The organism is Streptomyces sp. NBC_01723, assembly GCF_036246005.1.
Taxonomy (GTDB): Bacteria; Actinomycetota; Actinomycetes; order Streptomycetales; family Streptomycetaceae; genus Streptomyces.
The window spans coordinates 7466343-7482512 of record NZ_CP109171.1 but is presented as its reverse complement, the minus strand read 5'-3'; the positions used below and the strand labels follow the sequence as shown (position 1 = coordinate 7482512).

The window sequence follows — 16170 nt, the reverse complement described above, 5'->3', positions numbered from 1 at the left end:
CATGCAGATCGGTCTTGTGGGTCTCGGCAAGATGGGCGGCAACATGCGCGAGCGTCTGCGCCACGCCGGCCACACCGTCGTCGGATACGACACCAATCCCGAGCGGGCCGACGTGAACAGCCTGGTCGACATGGTCGAGCAGCTGGACCGGCCGCGCGCCGTCTGGGTGATGGTCCCGGCGGGCGCCGCCACCCAGCACGTCATCGACCAGCTGGGCACGCTGCTCCGGCACGGCGACACCGTCATCGACGGCGGCAACTCCCGCTGGACGGACGACGAGCGGCACGCCGAGGAGCTGGCCAAGCACGGCGTCAACTTCGTCGACGCCGGCGTCTCGGGCGGGGTGTGGGGCCTGCAGAACGGCTACGCCCTGATGGTCGGCGGCGAGAAGGAGCACGTCGACGACCTCAAGCCGATCTTCGACGCGCTCAAGCCCGACGGCCCCTACGGGTTCGTGCACGCCGGCAAGGTCGGTGCCGGGCACTTCTCCAAGATGGTCCACAACGGCATCGAGTACGCCATGATGCAGGCGTACGCCGAGGGCTGGGAGCTGCTGGAGAAGGTCGACTCCGTGGACAACGTCCGCGAGGTCTTCCGCTCCTGGCAGGACGGCACCGTGATCCGCTCCTGGCTCCTCGACCTGGCCGTCAACGCCCTCGACGAGGACCACCACCTGGAGAAGCTGCGCGGCTACGCGGACGACTCCGGAGAGGGCCGCTGGACCGTCGAGGCCGCCATCGACAACGCGGTGCCGCTGCCGGCGATCACGGCCTCCCTCTTCGCGCGGTTCGCGTCCCGGCAGGACGACTCGCCGCAGATGAAGATGATCGCCGCGCTGCGCAACCAGTTCGGCGGGCACGCCGTGGAGGCGTCGAAGAAGTAGCGCGCCGCGCCGGCAACACGTTGACGCGACCGGCCGGTTCGGGTCAGAGTCCCCGCGATGGAGATCAACGACCTGACACCGGCCGAGGCGCGCGTCTGGCGGGCGTTCGCCACGGGCACGGCGGTGGACTTCCGCGCCGCGGACGACGAGGACCCCGCCGACGGCGCCTCCTGGGGTCCCGAACGGACCGTGCGGGCGGCGGTGCTGCGCGCCCTGCTGCTGGACGGCCCCCGGGAGGACGGCGAGGTGCCCGCGCTGAGCCTGGCCGGCGCCCGCGTCACCGGGCGTCTGGAATTGCAGTACGCCGAGGTCGACCACCCCGTGCGGTTACGGCACTGCCACTTCGACGAGGCGCCGCGGCTCTACGCGGCGCGGCTGCGCGAGCTGAACCTGAGCGAGTCCGTGCTGCCCGGCCTGGTCGGGCACGCCGCGCGGGTGGACGGCGTGCTGCGGCTGACCCGCGCCCGGTTCGACGGGATGGTGCGGCTCGGCGGGGCGGAGATCACCGGCAGCGTGTACCTGGAGAGCACCCGGATCCACGCCCCGGACGCCGAGGGCCCGGTGCTCCAGCTGAACCAGGCGGTGCTCGCGGCCGACCTGTGGGCGCCGGGCCTGCACGCGCGGGGCGAGGTACGCCTCAACGGGGCCCGGGTGACCGGCACGGTCAACCTCACCGACGCGGTGCTCGACCGGCCGGACGGCACCGCCCTCCAGGCCGAGACGCTCACGGCCGAGGCCGACGTGCTGATGCGGCACGCGGACGTCCGCGGCCGGCTGGAGCTGCGCGGCGCGCGGATACCCGGCCGGCTTGACCTGTCGCACGCCCGGCTGGCCAACCCCGGGGGTACCGCGCTGCGCGCCAGCAGTTGCGTGATCGGTGAACTCTGGCTGCGCGAGGGCCCGGTGGTGCGGGGCACGCTCAACCTGCGCCGCGCCCAGGTGGACGTGCTGTTCGTCCAGCCGGACGTGGTGGCGGACTGGGTCCAGCTCAACGACCTCACCTACACCTCGCTCATCCCCCACGAGCCCGCCGAACGGCGGCTGCCGATGCTGGAGATGGGCGACAGCTACCTCCCCTTCACCTACGAGCAGTTGACCGCCGCGTACCGCCGGATCGGCGACGACGACGCGGCCCGGCTGGTGCAGCTCGCCAAGCAGCGACGGCGGCGCCGCACCCTGCCCTGGTACGGCCGCCTGTGGGGACACCTCCAGGACGTCACGGTCGGCTACGGCTTCCGGCCGCTGCGCGCGGGCGGCTGGCTGCTGTCGCTGCTGGCGGTCGGCTCCATCGCGTACGGGCTGCACCACCCGCCGCCGCTCAAGCCGCAGGAGGCCCCCGACTTCAACCCGGTGTTCTACACGCTCGACCTGCTGCTCCCGGTGATCTCCTTCGGCCAGGAGAACGCCTTCTCGCCGGAGAGCTGGTACCAGACCCTGTCCTACGTCCTGATCATCACGGGCTGGATCCTGGCCACGACGGTGATCACCGGCCTGACCCGCACCGTCAGCCGCCAGTGAGGCCCCGCGCCGCGTGCTGGGCGGCCAGCCGCACCGGCGCGTTGGCCGCGCCGTAGCCGCGGTGGCCGCCGTCGCGCTGGACGAGTTCGAAGAAGACCCGGCCGACGGTGCGGGTGTAGCAGTGCCGGAACTCCCCGTACGCGTCGCGGTCGTAGAGGATGCCCAGCTCCCGGTACGTCTCCAGCTCGCCGTCGGCGAACTCGAAGCGGGCCGCGAGATCGTCGTGGTAGTTGGCGGGGATCGGCAGCAGCGTGCCGCCGGCGGCACGGAAGGCGCGGGCGGCGGCGACCACGTCGTCGGTGGCCAGGGCGATGTGCTGGGCGTGCGCGGTGTCGTCGACGGGTGCCGCGCCGACCGTCAGGACGATCCGGACGGCGCCGTCGTCCGTGCTGACGGCGCGGCTGCGCAGCAGACCGTAGGGGTCGGCGACGTCCACGCTCTCCTGCGGGCGCAGCCCGAGGACGCCGCGGTGGAAGAGCGCCGCCTCGTCGAACTGGTGCCAGGGCTGGGTGAGGGAGAGGTGGTCGACCCGCCAGGCGGCGTCGGCCTCGGCCTCGGCCCCGGTGTCCTCGAAGTCCGCCCGCCAGTCGGGCAGTCCGGGGCGCCCGGTGGCGCAGAAGAACAGCTCCGTGCCGTCGGGAGCGGCCACCGCCTCCAGCGGGGTGTCGCCCGGCGCGCGACGGCGCGGCAGCACGGGGGCGAGCAGTGCCTCGGCGCGTCGGGCCGCGCCCCGCGGGTCCGGCGACTCCAGGCCGACGGCGGCCAGCCGGGTGCCGTCGCGGCGTTCGGCGGGACCGGTGTTGACCAGGACCCGGGCCTCGCCCCGCTGCCAGAGGTCGACGGGTTTGCCCCGGTGCCGTGCGGTGCGGGCGAAGCCCAGCGCGCCGAGCACCGCCGAGACGGGCGCGGCGTCGGGCGTGACCAGCTCGGCGAAGGCGACACCGGTGGGTGCTGCGGGCGCGGGCGGGGCCGCGAGCCCGACGCTCTCCTCGAGGGTGAGCAGGGAGCGCCGGGCGTCCACGGCGGTGGGTCCGGCCTCGGACTGCCGGAAGACGTCGTTGAAGACCTCCAGCGACAGGGGGCCGGTGTAGCCGGCGCGCAGCACGTGGCGCAGCAGTCCGGCGACGTCGAAGCCGCCCTGTCCGGGGAAGCAGCGGTAGTGGCGGCTCCACTGCAGGACGTCCATCGCGAGCAGCGGGGCGTCGGCGAGCTGGAGGAAGAAGATCTTGTCGCCGGGGATGTCCTCGATTCCTTCGAGGTCCTTGGGGTCACGCGCGCGCGAGAGGATGTGGAAGCTGTCCAGGCAGGTGCCGAGCGCGGGGTGGTCCGCGCGCCGGACGACGCGCCAGGCGTGGTCCCAGGTGCTGATGTGGCGGCCCCAGGCGAGCGCCTCGTAGGCGACGCGCACTCCGTGCTCTCCGGCCAGGTCGGCCAGACGGCCGAGCTGCCGGGCGGCGAGGTCGTCGTCGTCCACGGCGTGCGGGGAGACGCTGGAGCAGACCAGGACGGTGTCCGTGCCGAGCCTGTTCATCAGCTCGAACTTGTGCCGGGCGCGGCGCAGCGCGCGGGCGAACTCCTCCTCGGGCAGCGCCTCGACGTCCCGCATGGGCTGGTAGAGGTCGATGGTCAGGCCGAGGTCGGCGCAGCGGGCGCGGATCTCCTCGGGGGTCAGCGGGCTGGCCAGCAGGTCGTTCTCGAAGATCTCCACGCCGTCGAAGCCGGCCCGGGAGGCGGCCGTGAGCTTCTCGGTCAGGGATCCGCTGAGGGAGACGGTGGCGATGGACGTCCGCACGTCGGTACCTCTTCCTACTTGGGGGCGGCCACGGCGCCGGCCAGGCCGGTGATGTCGGCGAGCATCCGCACGGCGTCGGGTTCCCGCCCGGTGAACAGCCGGAACGCGTCCACGGCCTGGAAGACGGCCATGCCGCCGCCGTCGAGGGTGGCGCAGCCCAGTGCGCGGGCGGTGCGCAGCAGCTCGGTCTCCAGCGGGCGGTAGACGACCTCGGCGACCCACAGCCCGGGGTGCAGCAGTCCGGCGGGCAGCGGCAGCCCGGGGTGGGCGGCCATGCCGGTGGGGGTCGCGTGCACGATGCCGTCGGCGCCGGTCAGCAGGCCGGGCAGCGCGTCCGGGCCGGCGCAGGCGGCGCGCCCGTCGCCGAAGTGCCCGTTCAGCTGGGCGGCGAGGGCGGCGGCCCGCTCGGGCAGCGCGTCGACGACGGTCACGCGTCCGGCGCCCAGGGTGAGCGTGGCGTGGGCGACGGCCGCGCCCGCCCCGCCGGCGCCGAGCTGCACGATCCGCTCCAGCGGCGCGTCGGACAGCCCGCGGGCGAAGGACGCGGCGAAGCCGGTGACGTCGGTGTTGTGGCCGGTCGCGCGGCCGGCGTCGTCGAAGACGACGGTGTTCACCGCGCCGAGCGCCTCGGCCTGCGGGGCGAGCGCGTCCAGGTGCTCGATGACGAGCTGCTTGCACGGGTGGGTGATGTTCAGCCCGTCGAAGCCCAGGTCCCGGGCCGCGCGCACCAGGTCGCCCACCGCCTCGGGCGGGACACCGAGGCGGTCGATGTCGATCAGCCGGTACAGGTAGCGCAGGCCCTGCCGGCCGGCCTCCCGCTCGTGCAGTGCCGGACTGAGCGACGGGCCGATGCCGGAACCGATCAGTCCGACGAGAAACGAGTCCTTGGCCACCGGGGACGACCTCCTGAGCGGCTCGGGCTGCTCCCGAGCAAGCAATGTACGAACCAGTACGTTAGTCATAGCAGGAGGGCGGGGCGTGAGGGAAGGCGGAGGCTTCTACAATCACCGGCACGCCCCAGCACGAAGTCCCGCCCCCAGCCGCCCGCAGCCGAAGGAATCCGATGACCAGCGTCGACGAACCGGCACGAACCGGCACGCGCACCCGCGACGCCGCCCGCACCCGGGCCGAGATCCTCGACGTGGCGACGCGGGAGTTCGCCCGGGCCGGCTACGACGGGGCCCGGGTCGACGAGATCGCCGCCCGCACCCGCACCACCAAGCGGATGATCTACTACTACTTCGGCGGCAAGGAGCAGCTGTTCACGGCCGTGCTGGAGCGGGCGTACGGCGTGATCCGGGAGGCCGAGCAGCAGCTCGACGTCGACCACCTGGACCCGGTGGCGGCCATCCGGCGCCTCGCCGAGGTGACCTTCGACCACCATGAGCGGCACCCGGACTTCATCCGCCTGGTCAGCATCGAGAACATCCACGACGCCGAGCACATCGCGTCCTCGGAGATGCTGGCCAGCATCGGCTCCCCGGCGCTCGACGTGATCCGCCGGATCCTGGACGAGGGGCAGCGGTCCGGCCTCTTCACGGCCGACGTCGACGCCGTCGACCTGCACGCGATGATCAGCTCCTTCTGCTTCTTCCGGGTCGCCAACCGGCACACCTTCGGCGCCCTGTTCGGACGCGACCTGGTCGCGCCGGACCAGCGCGAGCACTACCGGACGATGCTGGGCGACATGGTGATCGCCTATCTGACGGCGGAGCGCGCGGCGGACTGAACGCCGGCGGCCTCGGGACGACCGGACCCCTTGACACGTGGGAATCCTGCGCGCAACATCCCTTCCCAACCGCGACTAACTACCCAGTGGGTTAATTAGCCGAGCGGCCGACGGCACCCCCTGCGCCGTCCTCCCCTCCGCTCACTCCGCCTACGGTGGAGTCCCCCGAAGGAGCAAGCCGTGTCCGTCCCCGCCCCCGCGTCCCAGGGCACCGCCCCGCCCGGCCAGCCGAAGAAGGCCGCCACCGCCGCCTGGATCGGCAGCGCGCTGGAGTACTACGACTTCTTCATCTACGGCAGCGCCGCCGCGCTGATCTTCCCCGAGGTCTTCTTCGACGAGTCCGACCCGGCCACCGCGACCCTGCTGTCGCTGGCCACCTTCGGCGTCGCGTACGCAGCCCGCCCGGTCGGCGCGTTCTTCCTGGGCCACATCGGCGACCGCATGGGCCGCAAGAAGATCATGGTCTTCACGCTGATCCTGATGGGCGTCTCGACGTTCCTCATCGGCTGTCTGCCCACGCGCGACCAGGTCGGCACCCTCGCCCCGGTCCTGCTGGTGCTGTGCCGGGTCCTGCAGGGCATATCGGCGGCGGGCGAGCAGGCCAGCGCCAACTCGATGACCCTGGAGCACGCGCCGGGGCACAAACGCGGCTTCTTCACCAGCTTCACCCTCAGCGGCACCCAGGGCGGGCAGCTCCTCGCCACCCTGGTCTTCCTGCCCGTCGCCGCGCTCCCCGAGGAACATCTGCTGTCCTGGGGCTGGCGAGTGCCGTTCTGGCTGAGTGTGGTGGTCGCGGTCGTCGGCTACGTCATCCGCCGCAAGCTCGACGAGACCCCGGCCTTCGAGCAGCAGGCGGCCACGGAGGGCGTCGTGAAGATGCCGCTCGCGGTGCTGGCCCGGGACCACTGGGCGGACGTGCTGCGGGTGGTCGCGGGCGCGCTCATCGCCTCGGTCAGCACCATCTTCACGGTCTGGGCGCTGGCGTACGCCACGAGCGACTCGGTCGGCATGTCCCGTACCGCGATGCTGTGGGTGGGCGCCCTCGCCAACGTCGTGGCGCTCGGTGCGATCCCGCTGTGGGCGACGCTGTCCGACCGGATCGGACGGCGTCCGGTGTACCTGATCGGCGCGGCCGGCAGCGCGGTGACGATGTTCCTGTACCTGTGGGCGATCTCCACCGGCTCCTACCCGCTGACGTTCCTGCTGGGCATCATCGCCTTCGGCGTGGTCTACAGCGCCGCGAACGGCGTGTGGCCGGCCTTCTACGGCGAGATGTTCTCCACCCGGGTCCGCCTGTCGGGCGTGGCGATCGGCACCCAGATCGGCTTCGCGGTGGCCGGGTTCGCGGTGACCTTCGCGGCGCAGATCGCCGGTCCGGACGGCGACGACTGGTTCTCGGTGGCGCTGTTCACGGCCGCGCTGTGCGTCCCGCCGGTGATCGCCGCGCTCACGGCCCGCGAGACCCACGAGGTGCCGACGGAGCGGCTCGGCGAGCGGGCGGACCGCGAGGCGGCCGAGCCGGAGACGGTCACGGCCTGACCGCCGTGACCGGTGGATCATGAGCGGGAATCCGGAGTTCCGAAGGGGGGTACGCGGGGTATGGCGGACGGGTCTTCGAAGAACGACCGAGGAGAGCGATGGCGATGCCACCCCTGCGGCAGGAGACCGACGCGGGCGCGGGCGGGCTGGACGCCGAGGCGCTGGACCGGCTCGACCTGCACTTCGCCCGGCAGGTGGACGAGGGGCGGCTGCCCGGCTTCCTGGTGGCCGTCGCCCGCGGCGGACGCGTCGCGCATCTGACGGTGCACGGCCTGCGGGACCTCGCGGCCGGTCTGCCGGTGACGGCCGGCACCCTGTGGCGGATCTACTCCATGACCAAGCCGGTCACGTCCGTCGCCGTGCTGACGCTGGTGGAGGAGGGCCGGCTGTCCCTGGACGACCCGGTGGCCCGGTACCTGCCGGCCTTCGCCGAGCCGCGGGTGTACGTCCGGGGGTCCGGTGACGACACCGTCACCCGGCCCGCCGAGGGTCCCGTCCTCGTCCGGCACCTGATGACCCACACGGCAGGGCTGACCTTCGGCTTCTACCACTCCCACGCCGTGGACGGGCTGTACCGGGCGGCCGGTCTGGAGTCGTCGGTGCGGCCGGGCGCGGGCCTGGCCGAGACCGTCGACCTGTACGCGAGCCTGCCGCTCCAGTTCGAGCCGGGCACCGAGTGGAACTACTCGGTGGCCAGCAACGTCCTGGGGCGGCTGGTCGAGGTGGTGTCCGGGCAGCCGCTCGACGCATTCTTCGCCGCCCGGATCTTCGGCCCGCTCGGCATGACGGACACCTGCTTCCACGTCACCGACGAGCAGGCGGAGCGGCTGGCCGAGCTGTACGGCGAGACGGACGACGGCGGCATCGAGCCGGTGCCCGGCCTGCCGCTGCGGGGCCGGCCGCGGCTCCTGTCGGGCAGCGGCGGCCTGGTCTCCTCCGCGTACGACGTGCACCGCTTCGCCGAGATGCTGCGGCGCCGCGGCGCACTCGACGGCGTCCGGGTGCTCGCCCCCGAGACGGTGGACCTGATGACCCGCAACCACCTCCCCGGCGGCGCCGACCTGCGCGCCCTCGGCAGCCGTCCCGCGCACGACCGGCCCGGCAACGACGGCGTCGGCTTCGGCCTCGGCGTCTCCGTGGTGACCGACCCGAGCCGCACGCAGTCGCCCTCCGGCCTGGGCACCTACGGCTGGAGCGGGGTGGCCACGACCACCTTCTGGGTCGACCCGGGCCGTGACCTGACGGTGCAGTTCATGACCCAGGTGCGGCCCCGGTCCTCGCACACCGTGTATCCCGACCTGAAGCGGCTCGTGCACGAGGCCCTCACGGACTGAACCGGCCGCCGGGCTCAGGACGTGAGGTGAGCCAGCGCGTCGAGGTGGGGCAGGTGGTGGTCGAGGCGCTCCCGCTTGGTCCGCAGATAGGTGATGTTGCTCTCGCACGGCGGGATCAGCAGCGGCACCTGCTCGGCGACCTCAATGCCGTGCCGGACCAACGCCTCGCGCTTGCGGGGGTTGTTGGACATCAGGCGCACCGACCGCACCCCGAGGTCGCCCAGGATGCGGGCGGCGACGCCGTAGTCCCGGGCGTCCACCGGCAGGCCGAGGGCGAGGTTCGCCTCCACCGTGTCCAGGCCCTCCGCCTGCAACGCCATCGCGCGGAGCTTGGCGAGCAGCCCGATGCCGCGTCCCTCGTGGCCGCGCAGGTAGACGACGACACCACTGCCCGCGGCGACCACCGCGCGCAGCGCGGAGGCCAGTTGGTCACCGCACTCGCAGTGCTGGGAGCCGAACGCGTCGCCCGTCAGGCATTCCGAGTGCAGCCGGGTGAGCACCCCCTCGGCGCCCAGGTCGCCGTAGACGAGCGCCACTTGCTCGTCGCCGCGCTCGTGGTCGACATAGCCGAAAGCCCGGAATTCCCCGTACACGGTGGGCAGCGGCGTCACCACGACGCGTTCCACGTCCGTGCGCTGCGATGCCTTCTTGCCGAGTACACCAATTTTTTCTGTCATGATTCTCGCGTTCCTCAACAGATCTCTCAGCGGATCTCTCAGCAGATCTCTCAACAGGTTGCCCAACAGACACGAAAGGCCGTGCGGGATGGATGCTTCACTTGTGCCGGCGGACACCTCGGAGGACGTGCGCAGGCGTGGCGCCGAACTGCCGCGGCAGGTCGCGGTGTTGCCGGTGGGCAGCTTCGAGCAGCACGGCCCGTACCTGCCGCTGGCGACCGACACGCTCGTCGCCTGCGCCGTCGCCCGTGAGATCGCCGCCGCGTACCCGGTGCACCTGCTCCCGCCGGTGTCCATCGGCTGCTCGCACGAGCACGCGGACTGGCCGGGAACCGTCAGCATCTCCTCGGTGACCCTCCACGCGGTGGTCGGGGACATAGCCTCCTCGCTGCGCCGCTCCGGTGTCGAGGCCCTGGTCGTGGTCAACGGGCACGGCGGGAACTACGTACTGGGCAACGTCGTCCAGGAATCCTCCGCGCGCGGCGAGCGGATGGCGCTGTTCCCGGCCGCGGAGGACTGGGAGGCGGCGCGGCAGCGGGCGGGGGTGGCCACCTCGCTGCTCTCCGACATGCACGCGGGGGAAATCGAGACCTCCATTCTTCTGCACGCGCACCCCGAATCGGTCCGGCCCGGGTACGAGACCGCCGACTTCGTCGCTGACGACCGACGTCATCTGCTCTCCCTCGGCATGTCCGCCTATACCGATTCCGGTGTCATCGGGCGCCCTTCGCTGGGTTCGGCGGAAAAGGGGAAGGAACTGCTGACGAGCCTCGCGGATTCCTTCGGGACGTATTTCTCTTTCCTGACCGCGGATCGGACCGCCGAGAAGAGGCCGGGGCGTCCGTAGGAGCCGTCGGGGCGCGCGAACCGGCGGACGACGAGGACGACGACACCGGGCAGGCTCGCCACGAGGCTGAGCACCCCGTACACCACGGCGACGCCCAGCCCGGTGCCCGCGCCGAGCCCGGCCGCGCCGAACGCCCAGGCGGTGACGCCCTCGCGGGGGCCCCAGCCGCCGACGTTCAGCGGCAGCCCCATGGCGAGCAGCGCCAGCACGGCCAGCGGGGTGAGTTCGGCGACGGTGGCGCCGCTGCCGGCCACCCGGGCGGCGAGCCCGAACATCACCAGGTGCCCGGCGAGGACGACGACGGACGACACCGCGACGCCCGGCAGGTTCCGCCGGGACAGCAGCCCCTGGCGCGCCTCGCCGAGCGTCGCCCGCAGGACCCGCCCGCGGCGCGCCGGAGCCCGGTTCATGCGCAGGGCGATGACCACGGCCAGCGCGCCCAGCACGGCCAGGGTGACGAGCGGGGCGGCGCGCCGGGCCTCGCCCTGTACCGGGGAGGGCAGCGTGAGCAGCACGACGACGCCGACACCGATCAACGCGAGCTGTCCGGCGACCCGTTCGAGGACGACGGCCCGCACGCCGCGCCCCAGGTCGCCGGCGCTCCGCCCGTGGTGCACCGCGCGGTGCACGTCGCCCAGGACGCCGCCGGGGAGGGCGGCGTTGAGGAACAGGGCGCGGTAGTAGTCCGCGACGGCCGGTCCGAGGGGCAGCCGGATGCTCAGTCCCCGGGCCACCAGGGCCCAGCGCCAGGCGCTGAACACGGTGGTGACCAGCCCGATTCCGAGCGCCGCGAGCACGGTCGGCGCGTCGATCCGGCGCAGCCCGTCCAGGAAGACGCCGGTGCCCATCCGCCACAGGAGCACGGCGAGGATGGCGGTGCCCGCCAGGGTCCCGAGGTGGGCGCGCAGGGCGCGGCGGGGCGGGGTGGGCGGCAGGGTGTCGCCGGTGGAGGCGTCCGCCCGGGGCGGTGTGCGCCGCAGGTCCGCCGGTACGGTCGGAGCGCTCACGAGGCCCCGCCCGTCGGCCGGCACAGCGCCAGCAGGTCGGTGTGGTGGACCACCACGCGCAGGGTGCCGTCCGCGCAGGCGGCGAGGCGCTCGTCCAGGTACGCCTCGGCCCGTTCGCGCAGCTCGGGGCGCTGTTCCACGGCCGCGCCGACCCAGCCCCGCAGCCACTGCGCGGTGAGTCCGGCCTCGTCGGCGCCCAGCCGCCAGGGGCTGGGGTGCGCCCGCACCGTGGCGCCGTGCGCGGCGAAGGCGTCTCCCGCCGCGGTGACCGCGTCCGGGCCGAGCAGGCCGGTACGCCGCTGGTGGTCGTTGAACGCCTCGGCGATCTCGGCGTCCAGGGGGTGCGCGGGGGTGAGGTCGACGCGTCCGGCGACGGACAGGGTCAGCAGGGCCGCACAGCCGGCCGCGGCACAGGCCGCGGCGAGGGTTCCGACCTCCTCGGTGGTCAGGACGTCGAGGAGCGCGGACGCCGTCACCAGGTCGGCGCCGGACAGCGCGTCCGGGGTGAGGCGGGCGAGGTCCCCGCGCAGCGTCTCGACGGTGACGCGGCTGCCGTCGGCGGCCGAGCGCGGGGCGCCGGCGGCGGCGAAGTGCAGCAGGTAGGGGTCGCGGTCGTGCAGCACCCAGTGCTGGGCGCCGTCGAGCCGCGGGGCGAGCCAGCGTCCCATCGAGCCGGTGCCGCAGCCCAGGTCGTGCACGACCAGTCCACCCGTCCGTTCCGGCGGTCCCGCGAGGTGCGTCCGCAGCGGATCGAGCAGGTCGTACGCCCGCGCGGCGGCGTCGGCGGGCTCGCGCAGCCGCAGCCATTCGGGGGCGTAGCGCGGCGGGTCTTCGGGCGCGGGGGTCTCGCGCAGGCGCAGGGTGGCGCGTTCGGCCGAGGCCGGGGCGGCGGTGGGCCGGGCCGTGGACCCGCCGGTGGGGCCCGCGCCGGGGATGACGCCGGTGGTGGACTCGGCGATGTCCGTGGACTTGGGGGCGTCCGGGAACTCGGAGGTGCGCGTGGCCTCGGCAGGGTTCGTGGCCTGGGCGGGGTCAGACGTTCCGGGCCGGGCAGAGACGGCTCGCGCGGTCGGCGCGGTGGACTCGCTCATGCCGTCCCCCCGGGTTCGCCGGGCAGCCGGTGCAGTACGCCGGCCAGGATCTGGGCCGTACTCGCCCAGCCGTTCAGCGCGGCGCGGCGGCCCCGGGCGGCGCTCTTCAGCCGGCGTCGTACGTCCGCCTCGCCGAACCAGCCGCGCAGCTCGGCGGCGAGCGCGGCCGGGTCCTCCGGCGGGACGAGGATGCCGGGCACCCCTCCGTCGGGCGCGCGTCCGACCGCCTCCGGGAGGCCGCCGACGTCCGTGGCGAGCACGGGAATACCGCGCGCGAGGGCCTCGGTCACCGCCATGCCGTACGTCTCGGCGTACGAGGTGAGGACCATCAGGTCGGCGGTGGCGTAGGTGGCGTCCAGCTCGGCGCCCGCCCTGGGGCCGGCGAGCACCAGCCGGTCCGTCAGGCCGTGCCGCGCGACGAGGGCCCGCAACTGTTCGACGTACTCGGGGTCGTGGCCGAGGCCGCCGACGCACACGCAGCTCCACGGCAGGTCGGACACCGCCGCCAGCGCCTCCACCAGCCGGTGCTGGCCCTTGCGCGGGGTGACGGCGGCGACGCACACCAGCCGGGAGACGCCGTCGGTGCCGGGCGCGAGGGGCGCGATGTCGGCACCGGGCGCCGCGACGTGGACGCGGCCCGGGTCGAGGCCGTGGTGGGAGACGAGCCGGCGTACCGCCCAGTCGCTGGTGGCGACGACGGCCGGCACGGCCCGCAGCACCGCGCGCTCACGGGCGTCCAGTTCGGCCGCGACGGCGGGGTCGAGGCCGGTCTCGTCGCCGAGCGGGAGGTGGACGAGGACTGCCATGCGCAGCCGCTCGGCCTCCGGGACGACGATCTCCGGCACCCCGCAGGCGACCAGGCCGTCGAGGAGGACGACCGCGCCGTCCGGCAACCGGCGCAGGGCACGCGTGAGTTCCGCGCGGGCGGTGTCGTCCGGCCGGGGCCAGTCACCGTCGACGGGCAGCCCCCGTACCCGCCAGCCGAAGCCGGGCAGGTCGAGCCGCACCCGCCGGTCGTAGGCGTTGCCGCCGCTCGGCGCGGCCGGATCGTCGATCCCGCCCGGTACGACGAAGTGCACGGAGCGCAGGGACATGGGGATGATCCCGTCGTTCCTCGGGGACGCGGCCCGCGCGGCGATGTGGGCGGGGATCTGGGTGGGGACGTAGGTGAGGCGGGTGCGCCCCGCCGCCTCGACGGACGTGTCGGTCACAGCGCACGCTCGTAACTCGCCCAGGCGACGTGGGACTCGTGCAGGGTCACGGTGAGACCGGCCAGGCCCTTGGCCCCCTCGCCGAGGGCGCCCTTGTGGACGCGCTCGGCGAGCCGGTCGGCGACGACCTTGGCCAGGAACTCGGTGGAGGTGTTGACGCCGGCGAAGTCGGGTTCGTTGTCGAGGTTGCGGTAGTTCAGCTCGCTGACGACGGCGCCCAGTTCGCGGGTGGCCAGTCCGATGTCGACGACGATGTTGTCCTCGTCCAGCTGCTCGCGCCGGAAGGTGGCGTCCACCAGGAACGTCGCTCCGTGCAGGCGCTGTGCGGGCCCGAAGACGTCGCCGCGGAAGCTGTGGGCGATCATGATGTGATCGCGGACGGTGATGCTGAACAACGGACGACCCTCCAGGTGTGGCACGTCTGATCCCCCGCCGATCGCTGCGCGGGGTGCCGTCTATTACGGCTGGAGGTCTTCCCTTGTTCAGCGGCCCGTACGTCTTTTCTCAAGGTCAGGCGAGGTCGGGCGAGGTCAGGCGCCGACGCCTGCACGGTCGTACCGGATGCGGTGGCACAGGGCGGGGATCTCGCCGGAGGCCAGCCGGGGCAGCACGTCCGGGAGTTCGGCGAACGCGGACTCGCCTGTGACGAGGGCGTCCAGTGCCGGGTCGGCGAGCAGGTCGAGGGCGAGGGCGAGCCGGTCGGCGTAGGTGCGGGTGGCGCCGCGGGCCGGGGAGACGGTGCCGACCTGGCTGCTGCGCAGGGTCAGGCGCCGGGAGTGGAAGGCCTCGCCGAGCGGGAGGGCGACGCGCCGGTCGCCGTACCAGCTCAGTTCGAGGACGGTGCCCTCGGGCCGCAGCAGCTCCAGTGACCGGGCGAGCCCGGCTTCGGTCGCGCTGGCGTGTACGACCAGGTCGCGGTCGCCGAGCGCGTCGGCCGGGGACGCGAAACCCACGCCGAGCGCTTCGGCGACCTTCGCGCGGGCCGGGTCGGCGTCCACCAGCTCGACCCGGACGCCGGGGAAGCGGGCCAGCAGGGCGGCCACCGAGCAGCCGACCATGCCGCCGCCGACCACCGCGACGCGGTCGCCGACCAGGGGCGCCGCGTCCCAGAGGGCGTTGACGGCGGTCTCCACCGTGCCGGCGAGCACGGCCCGCGCGGCGGGCACCGCCGGCGGCACCGGCGTGACGGCGGCGGCGGGGACGACGTAGCGCGTCTGGTGCGGGTAGAGGCAGAAGACGGTACGCCCGACGAGCGCGTCCGGCCCCTCCTCGACCACGCCGACGTTGAGGTAGCCGTACTTCACCGGTCCGGGGAAGTCGCCCTCCTGGAACGGCGCGCGCATCGCCGCGTACTGGTTCTCGGGCACCCGGCCGGCGAAGACGAGGGTCTCGGTGCCCCGGCTCACACCGCTGTGGAGGGTGCGCACCAGTACCTCGTCCGCACCGGGTTCCGGCAGCTCCACCTCGCGGATCGTGCCCCGGCCGGGCGAGTCGAGCCAGAACGCGCGTGCCCTGCGTGTCATCGGATGTCCTCCTGAACGATCGGGAAGCCGCCCACGTACCGAGGGATGCACAGCCGCGCACAAGGTAGCGGCGTTGATCGACTCTGTCACACGGCCGGAGGGTGTTCGGTGGCCCTGAACAACACGTACGACGCGAGGCCCGTTCAGCAGGAGACCGCGGTGGGGGCGGGCGCGCAGATCCTGCTGCTGGCGCTGCTCGGCACGGCGATCGGGATGGGCACGGCGGGCTGGCTGACCGGCCTCGCCTTCGCGTTCGCGACCTGGGCGGTGCTGGCACGGGCCCTGCACCGGTCCCGGCCGGCGTCGTTCGGCCCGGCCAACCGGGTCACCCTGGGCCGGGCCACGCTGGTCGGCGGGGTGACGGCGCTGGTCGCGGACTCCTTCCGCAGCGCGCCGCCCGTCTCCCTCCTCGTCGGCCTCACCGCCGTGGCTCTGATCCTGGACGGCGTGGACGGAAAGGTGGCCCGCCGCACCGGTACGTCCTCGCATCTGGGCGCCCGCTTCGACATGGAGGTCGACGCGTTCCTCATCCTGGTCCTCAGTGTGTACGTCGCGATGGACCTGGGCCCGTGGGTGCTGCTGATCGGCTCCATGCGCTACGTGTTCGTCGCCGCGGCCCGGGTGTGGCCGTGGCTGACCGCCCCGCTGCCCCCGAGCACGGCCCGCAAGACGGTGGCCGCGCTCCAGGGCGTACTGCTGCTCCTGGCCGGCGCCGACGTGCTGCCGCGCGTGGCGAACGCCGGGGTGGTGGCGCTGGCCCTGGGGCTCCTGGTGTGGTCGTTCGGCCGCGACGTGCTGTGGCTGTGGCGGAGTACGCGGGTGGTGCGGACGCCTGTGCGGCGGGCAGTGCGGGAGCTCGCGGCGCGGTGAGGGCCGGGGGCCCGCTCCACCACCCGAACCCCGGTCTCCGCCCCGCCGGCGGACCACCCCGTGGCTCGCGTCGGCACGGCGCGGACGCCCGTGCGGCGGGCGGTCGGGGAACGTGCGGCGCGGTGAGGGGCGGGGCCGAGCAGGTGCCG

General features: G+C 73.7%; 14 protein-coding genes and 1 pseudogene. 7 read left to right on the top strand and 8 right to left on the bottom strand.

Annotation, left to right across the window (positions count from 1 at the left end):
• The first annotated feature begins 1 nt into the window (after window position 1).
• Together gnd and OIE75_RS35075 are read left to right on the top strand one after the other, a co-directional pair.
• The gene (gene gnd, locus OIE75_RS35080) at window positions 2–883 is read left to right on the top strand and encodes a phosphogluconate dehydrogenase (NAD(+)-dependent, decarboxylating) (protein WP_307016217.1); all 882 of its coding nucleotides are present in this window, start codon (window positions 2–4) and stop codon (window positions 881–883) included.
• Window positions 884–940: 57 nt separating this feature from the next.
• On the top strand, window positions 941–2401 hold the full coding sequence (locus OIE75_RS35075; protein WP_307016216.1) for a membrane-associated oxidoreductase: 1461 nt from the start codon (window positions 941–943) through the stop codon (window positions 2399–2401).
• Here OIE75_RS35075 and OIE75_RS35070 read toward each other — a convergent pair.
• Both OIE75_RS35070 and OIE75_RS35065 read right to left on the bottom strand, forming a co-directional pair.
• The gene (locus OIE75_RS35070; RefSeq protein ID WP_329473345.1) at window positions 2388–4193 is read right to left on the bottom strand and encodes a sugar phosphate isomerase/epimerase and 4-hydroxyphenylpyruvate domain-containing protein; all 1806 of its coding nucleotides are present in this window, start codon (window positions 4191–4193) and stop codon (window positions 2388–2390) included. The genes OIE75_RS35075 and OIE75_RS35070 overlap by 14 nt on opposite strands.
• Before the next feature lie 14 nt (window positions 4194–4207).
• A complete protein-coding gene (locus tag OIE75_RS35065) occupies window positions 4208–5086 on the bottom strand; it encodes a shikimate dehydrogenase (protein ID WP_307016214.1) in 879 nt (292 codons plus the stop codon).
• Window positions 5087–5256: 170 nt separating this feature from the next.
• On the opposite strand from OIE75_RS35065, the gene OIE75_RS35060 reads away from it, so the two are divergent.
• The 3 genes from OIE75_RS35060 (at window position 5257) to OIE75_RS35050 (ending at window position 8795) form a co-directional block, all read left to right on the top strand.
• Entirely contained in the window at window positions 5257–5922 is a 666-nt protein-coding gene (locus tag OIE75_RS35060) for a TetR/AcrR family transcriptional regulator (protein WP_307016212.1), read from the top strand.
• Between the two features lie 180 nt (window positions 5923–6102).
• Window positions 6103–7461: an MFS transporter gene (locus tag OIE75_RS35055; protein ID WP_307016211.1), complete on the top strand. Its 1359-nt coding sequence runs from the start codon at window positions 6103–6105 to the stop codon at window positions 7459–7461.
• Between the two features lie 104 nt (window positions 7462–7565).
• On the top strand, window positions 7566–8795 hold the full coding sequence (locus tag OIE75_RS35050; protein ID WP_329474124.1) for a serine hydrolase domain-containing protein: 1230 nt from the start codon (window positions 7566–7568) through the stop codon (window positions 8793–8795).
• A gap of 14 nt (window positions 8796–8809) precedes the next feature.
• Here OIE75_RS35050 and ribA read toward each other — a convergent pair whose 3' ends face one another.
• Window positions 8810–9472, bottom strand: a complete 663-nt coding sequence (gene ribA, locus OIE75_RS35045) for a GTP cyclohydrolase II (protein WP_329473344.1) — start codon at window positions 9470–9472, stop codon at window positions 8810–8812.
• A gap of 88 nt (window positions 9473–9560) precedes the next feature.
• Between ribA and OIE75_RS35040 the strand changes: the two are divergent.
• Window positions 9561–10286 (top strand): annotated as a pseudogene (locus tag OIE75_RS35040) (creatininase family protein); the annotation flags it as partial.
• On the opposite strand, the gene OIE75_RS41630 reads toward OIE75_RS35040, so the two are convergent.
• The 5 genes from OIE75_RS41630 to OIE75_RS35015 form a co-directional block, all read right to left on the bottom strand.
• On the bottom strand, window positions 10169–11326 hold the full coding sequence (locus OIE75_RS41630; protein ID WP_443078423.1) for a lysylphosphatidylglycerol synthase transmembrane domain-containing protein: 1158 nt from the start codon (window positions 11324–11326) through the stop codon (window positions 10169–10171). The pseudogene OIE75_RS35040 and the gene OIE75_RS41630 overlap by 118 nt on opposite strands.
• Entirely contained in the window at window positions 11323–12417 is a 1095-nt protein-coding gene (locus tag OIE75_RS35030) for a methyltransferase domain-containing protein (RefSeq protein ID WP_329473342.1), read from the bottom strand. Before OIE75_RS35030 ends, OIE75_RS41630 begins: the two co-directional genes overlap by 4 nt.
• On the bottom strand, window positions 12414–13628 hold the full coding sequence (locus OIE75_RS35025; protein WP_329473341.1) for a glycosyltransferase: 1215 nt from the start codon (window positions 13626–13628) through the stop codon (window positions 12414–12416). Before OIE75_RS35025 ends, OIE75_RS35030 begins: the two co-directional genes overlap by 4 nt.
• Window positions 13625–14023: a 6-pyruvoyl trahydropterin synthase family protein gene (locus tag OIE75_RS35020; protein WP_122619063.1), complete on the bottom strand. Its 399-nt coding sequence runs from the start codon at window positions 14021–14023 to the stop codon at window positions 13625–13627. The genes OIE75_RS35025 and OIE75_RS35020 overlap by 4 nt, the downstream gene beginning before the upstream one ends.
• 135 nt (window positions 14024–14158) lie before the next feature.
• Entirely contained in the window at window positions 14159–15151 is a 993-nt protein-coding gene (locus OIE75_RS35015) for a zinc-dependent alcohol dehydrogenase (protein ID WP_329473340.1), read from the bottom strand.
• 108 nt (window positions 15152–15259) lie between these two features.
• On the opposite strand from OIE75_RS35015, the gene OIE75_RS35010 reads away from it, so the two are divergent.
• The gene (locus OIE75_RS35010) at window positions 15260–16021 is read left to right on the top strand and encodes a CDP-alcohol phosphatidyltransferase family protein (protein ID WP_329473339.1); all 762 of its coding nucleotides are present in this window, start codon (window positions 15260–15262) and stop codon (window positions 16019–16021) included.
• The last annotated feature ends 149 nt before the right edge of the window (window positions 16022–16170 follow it).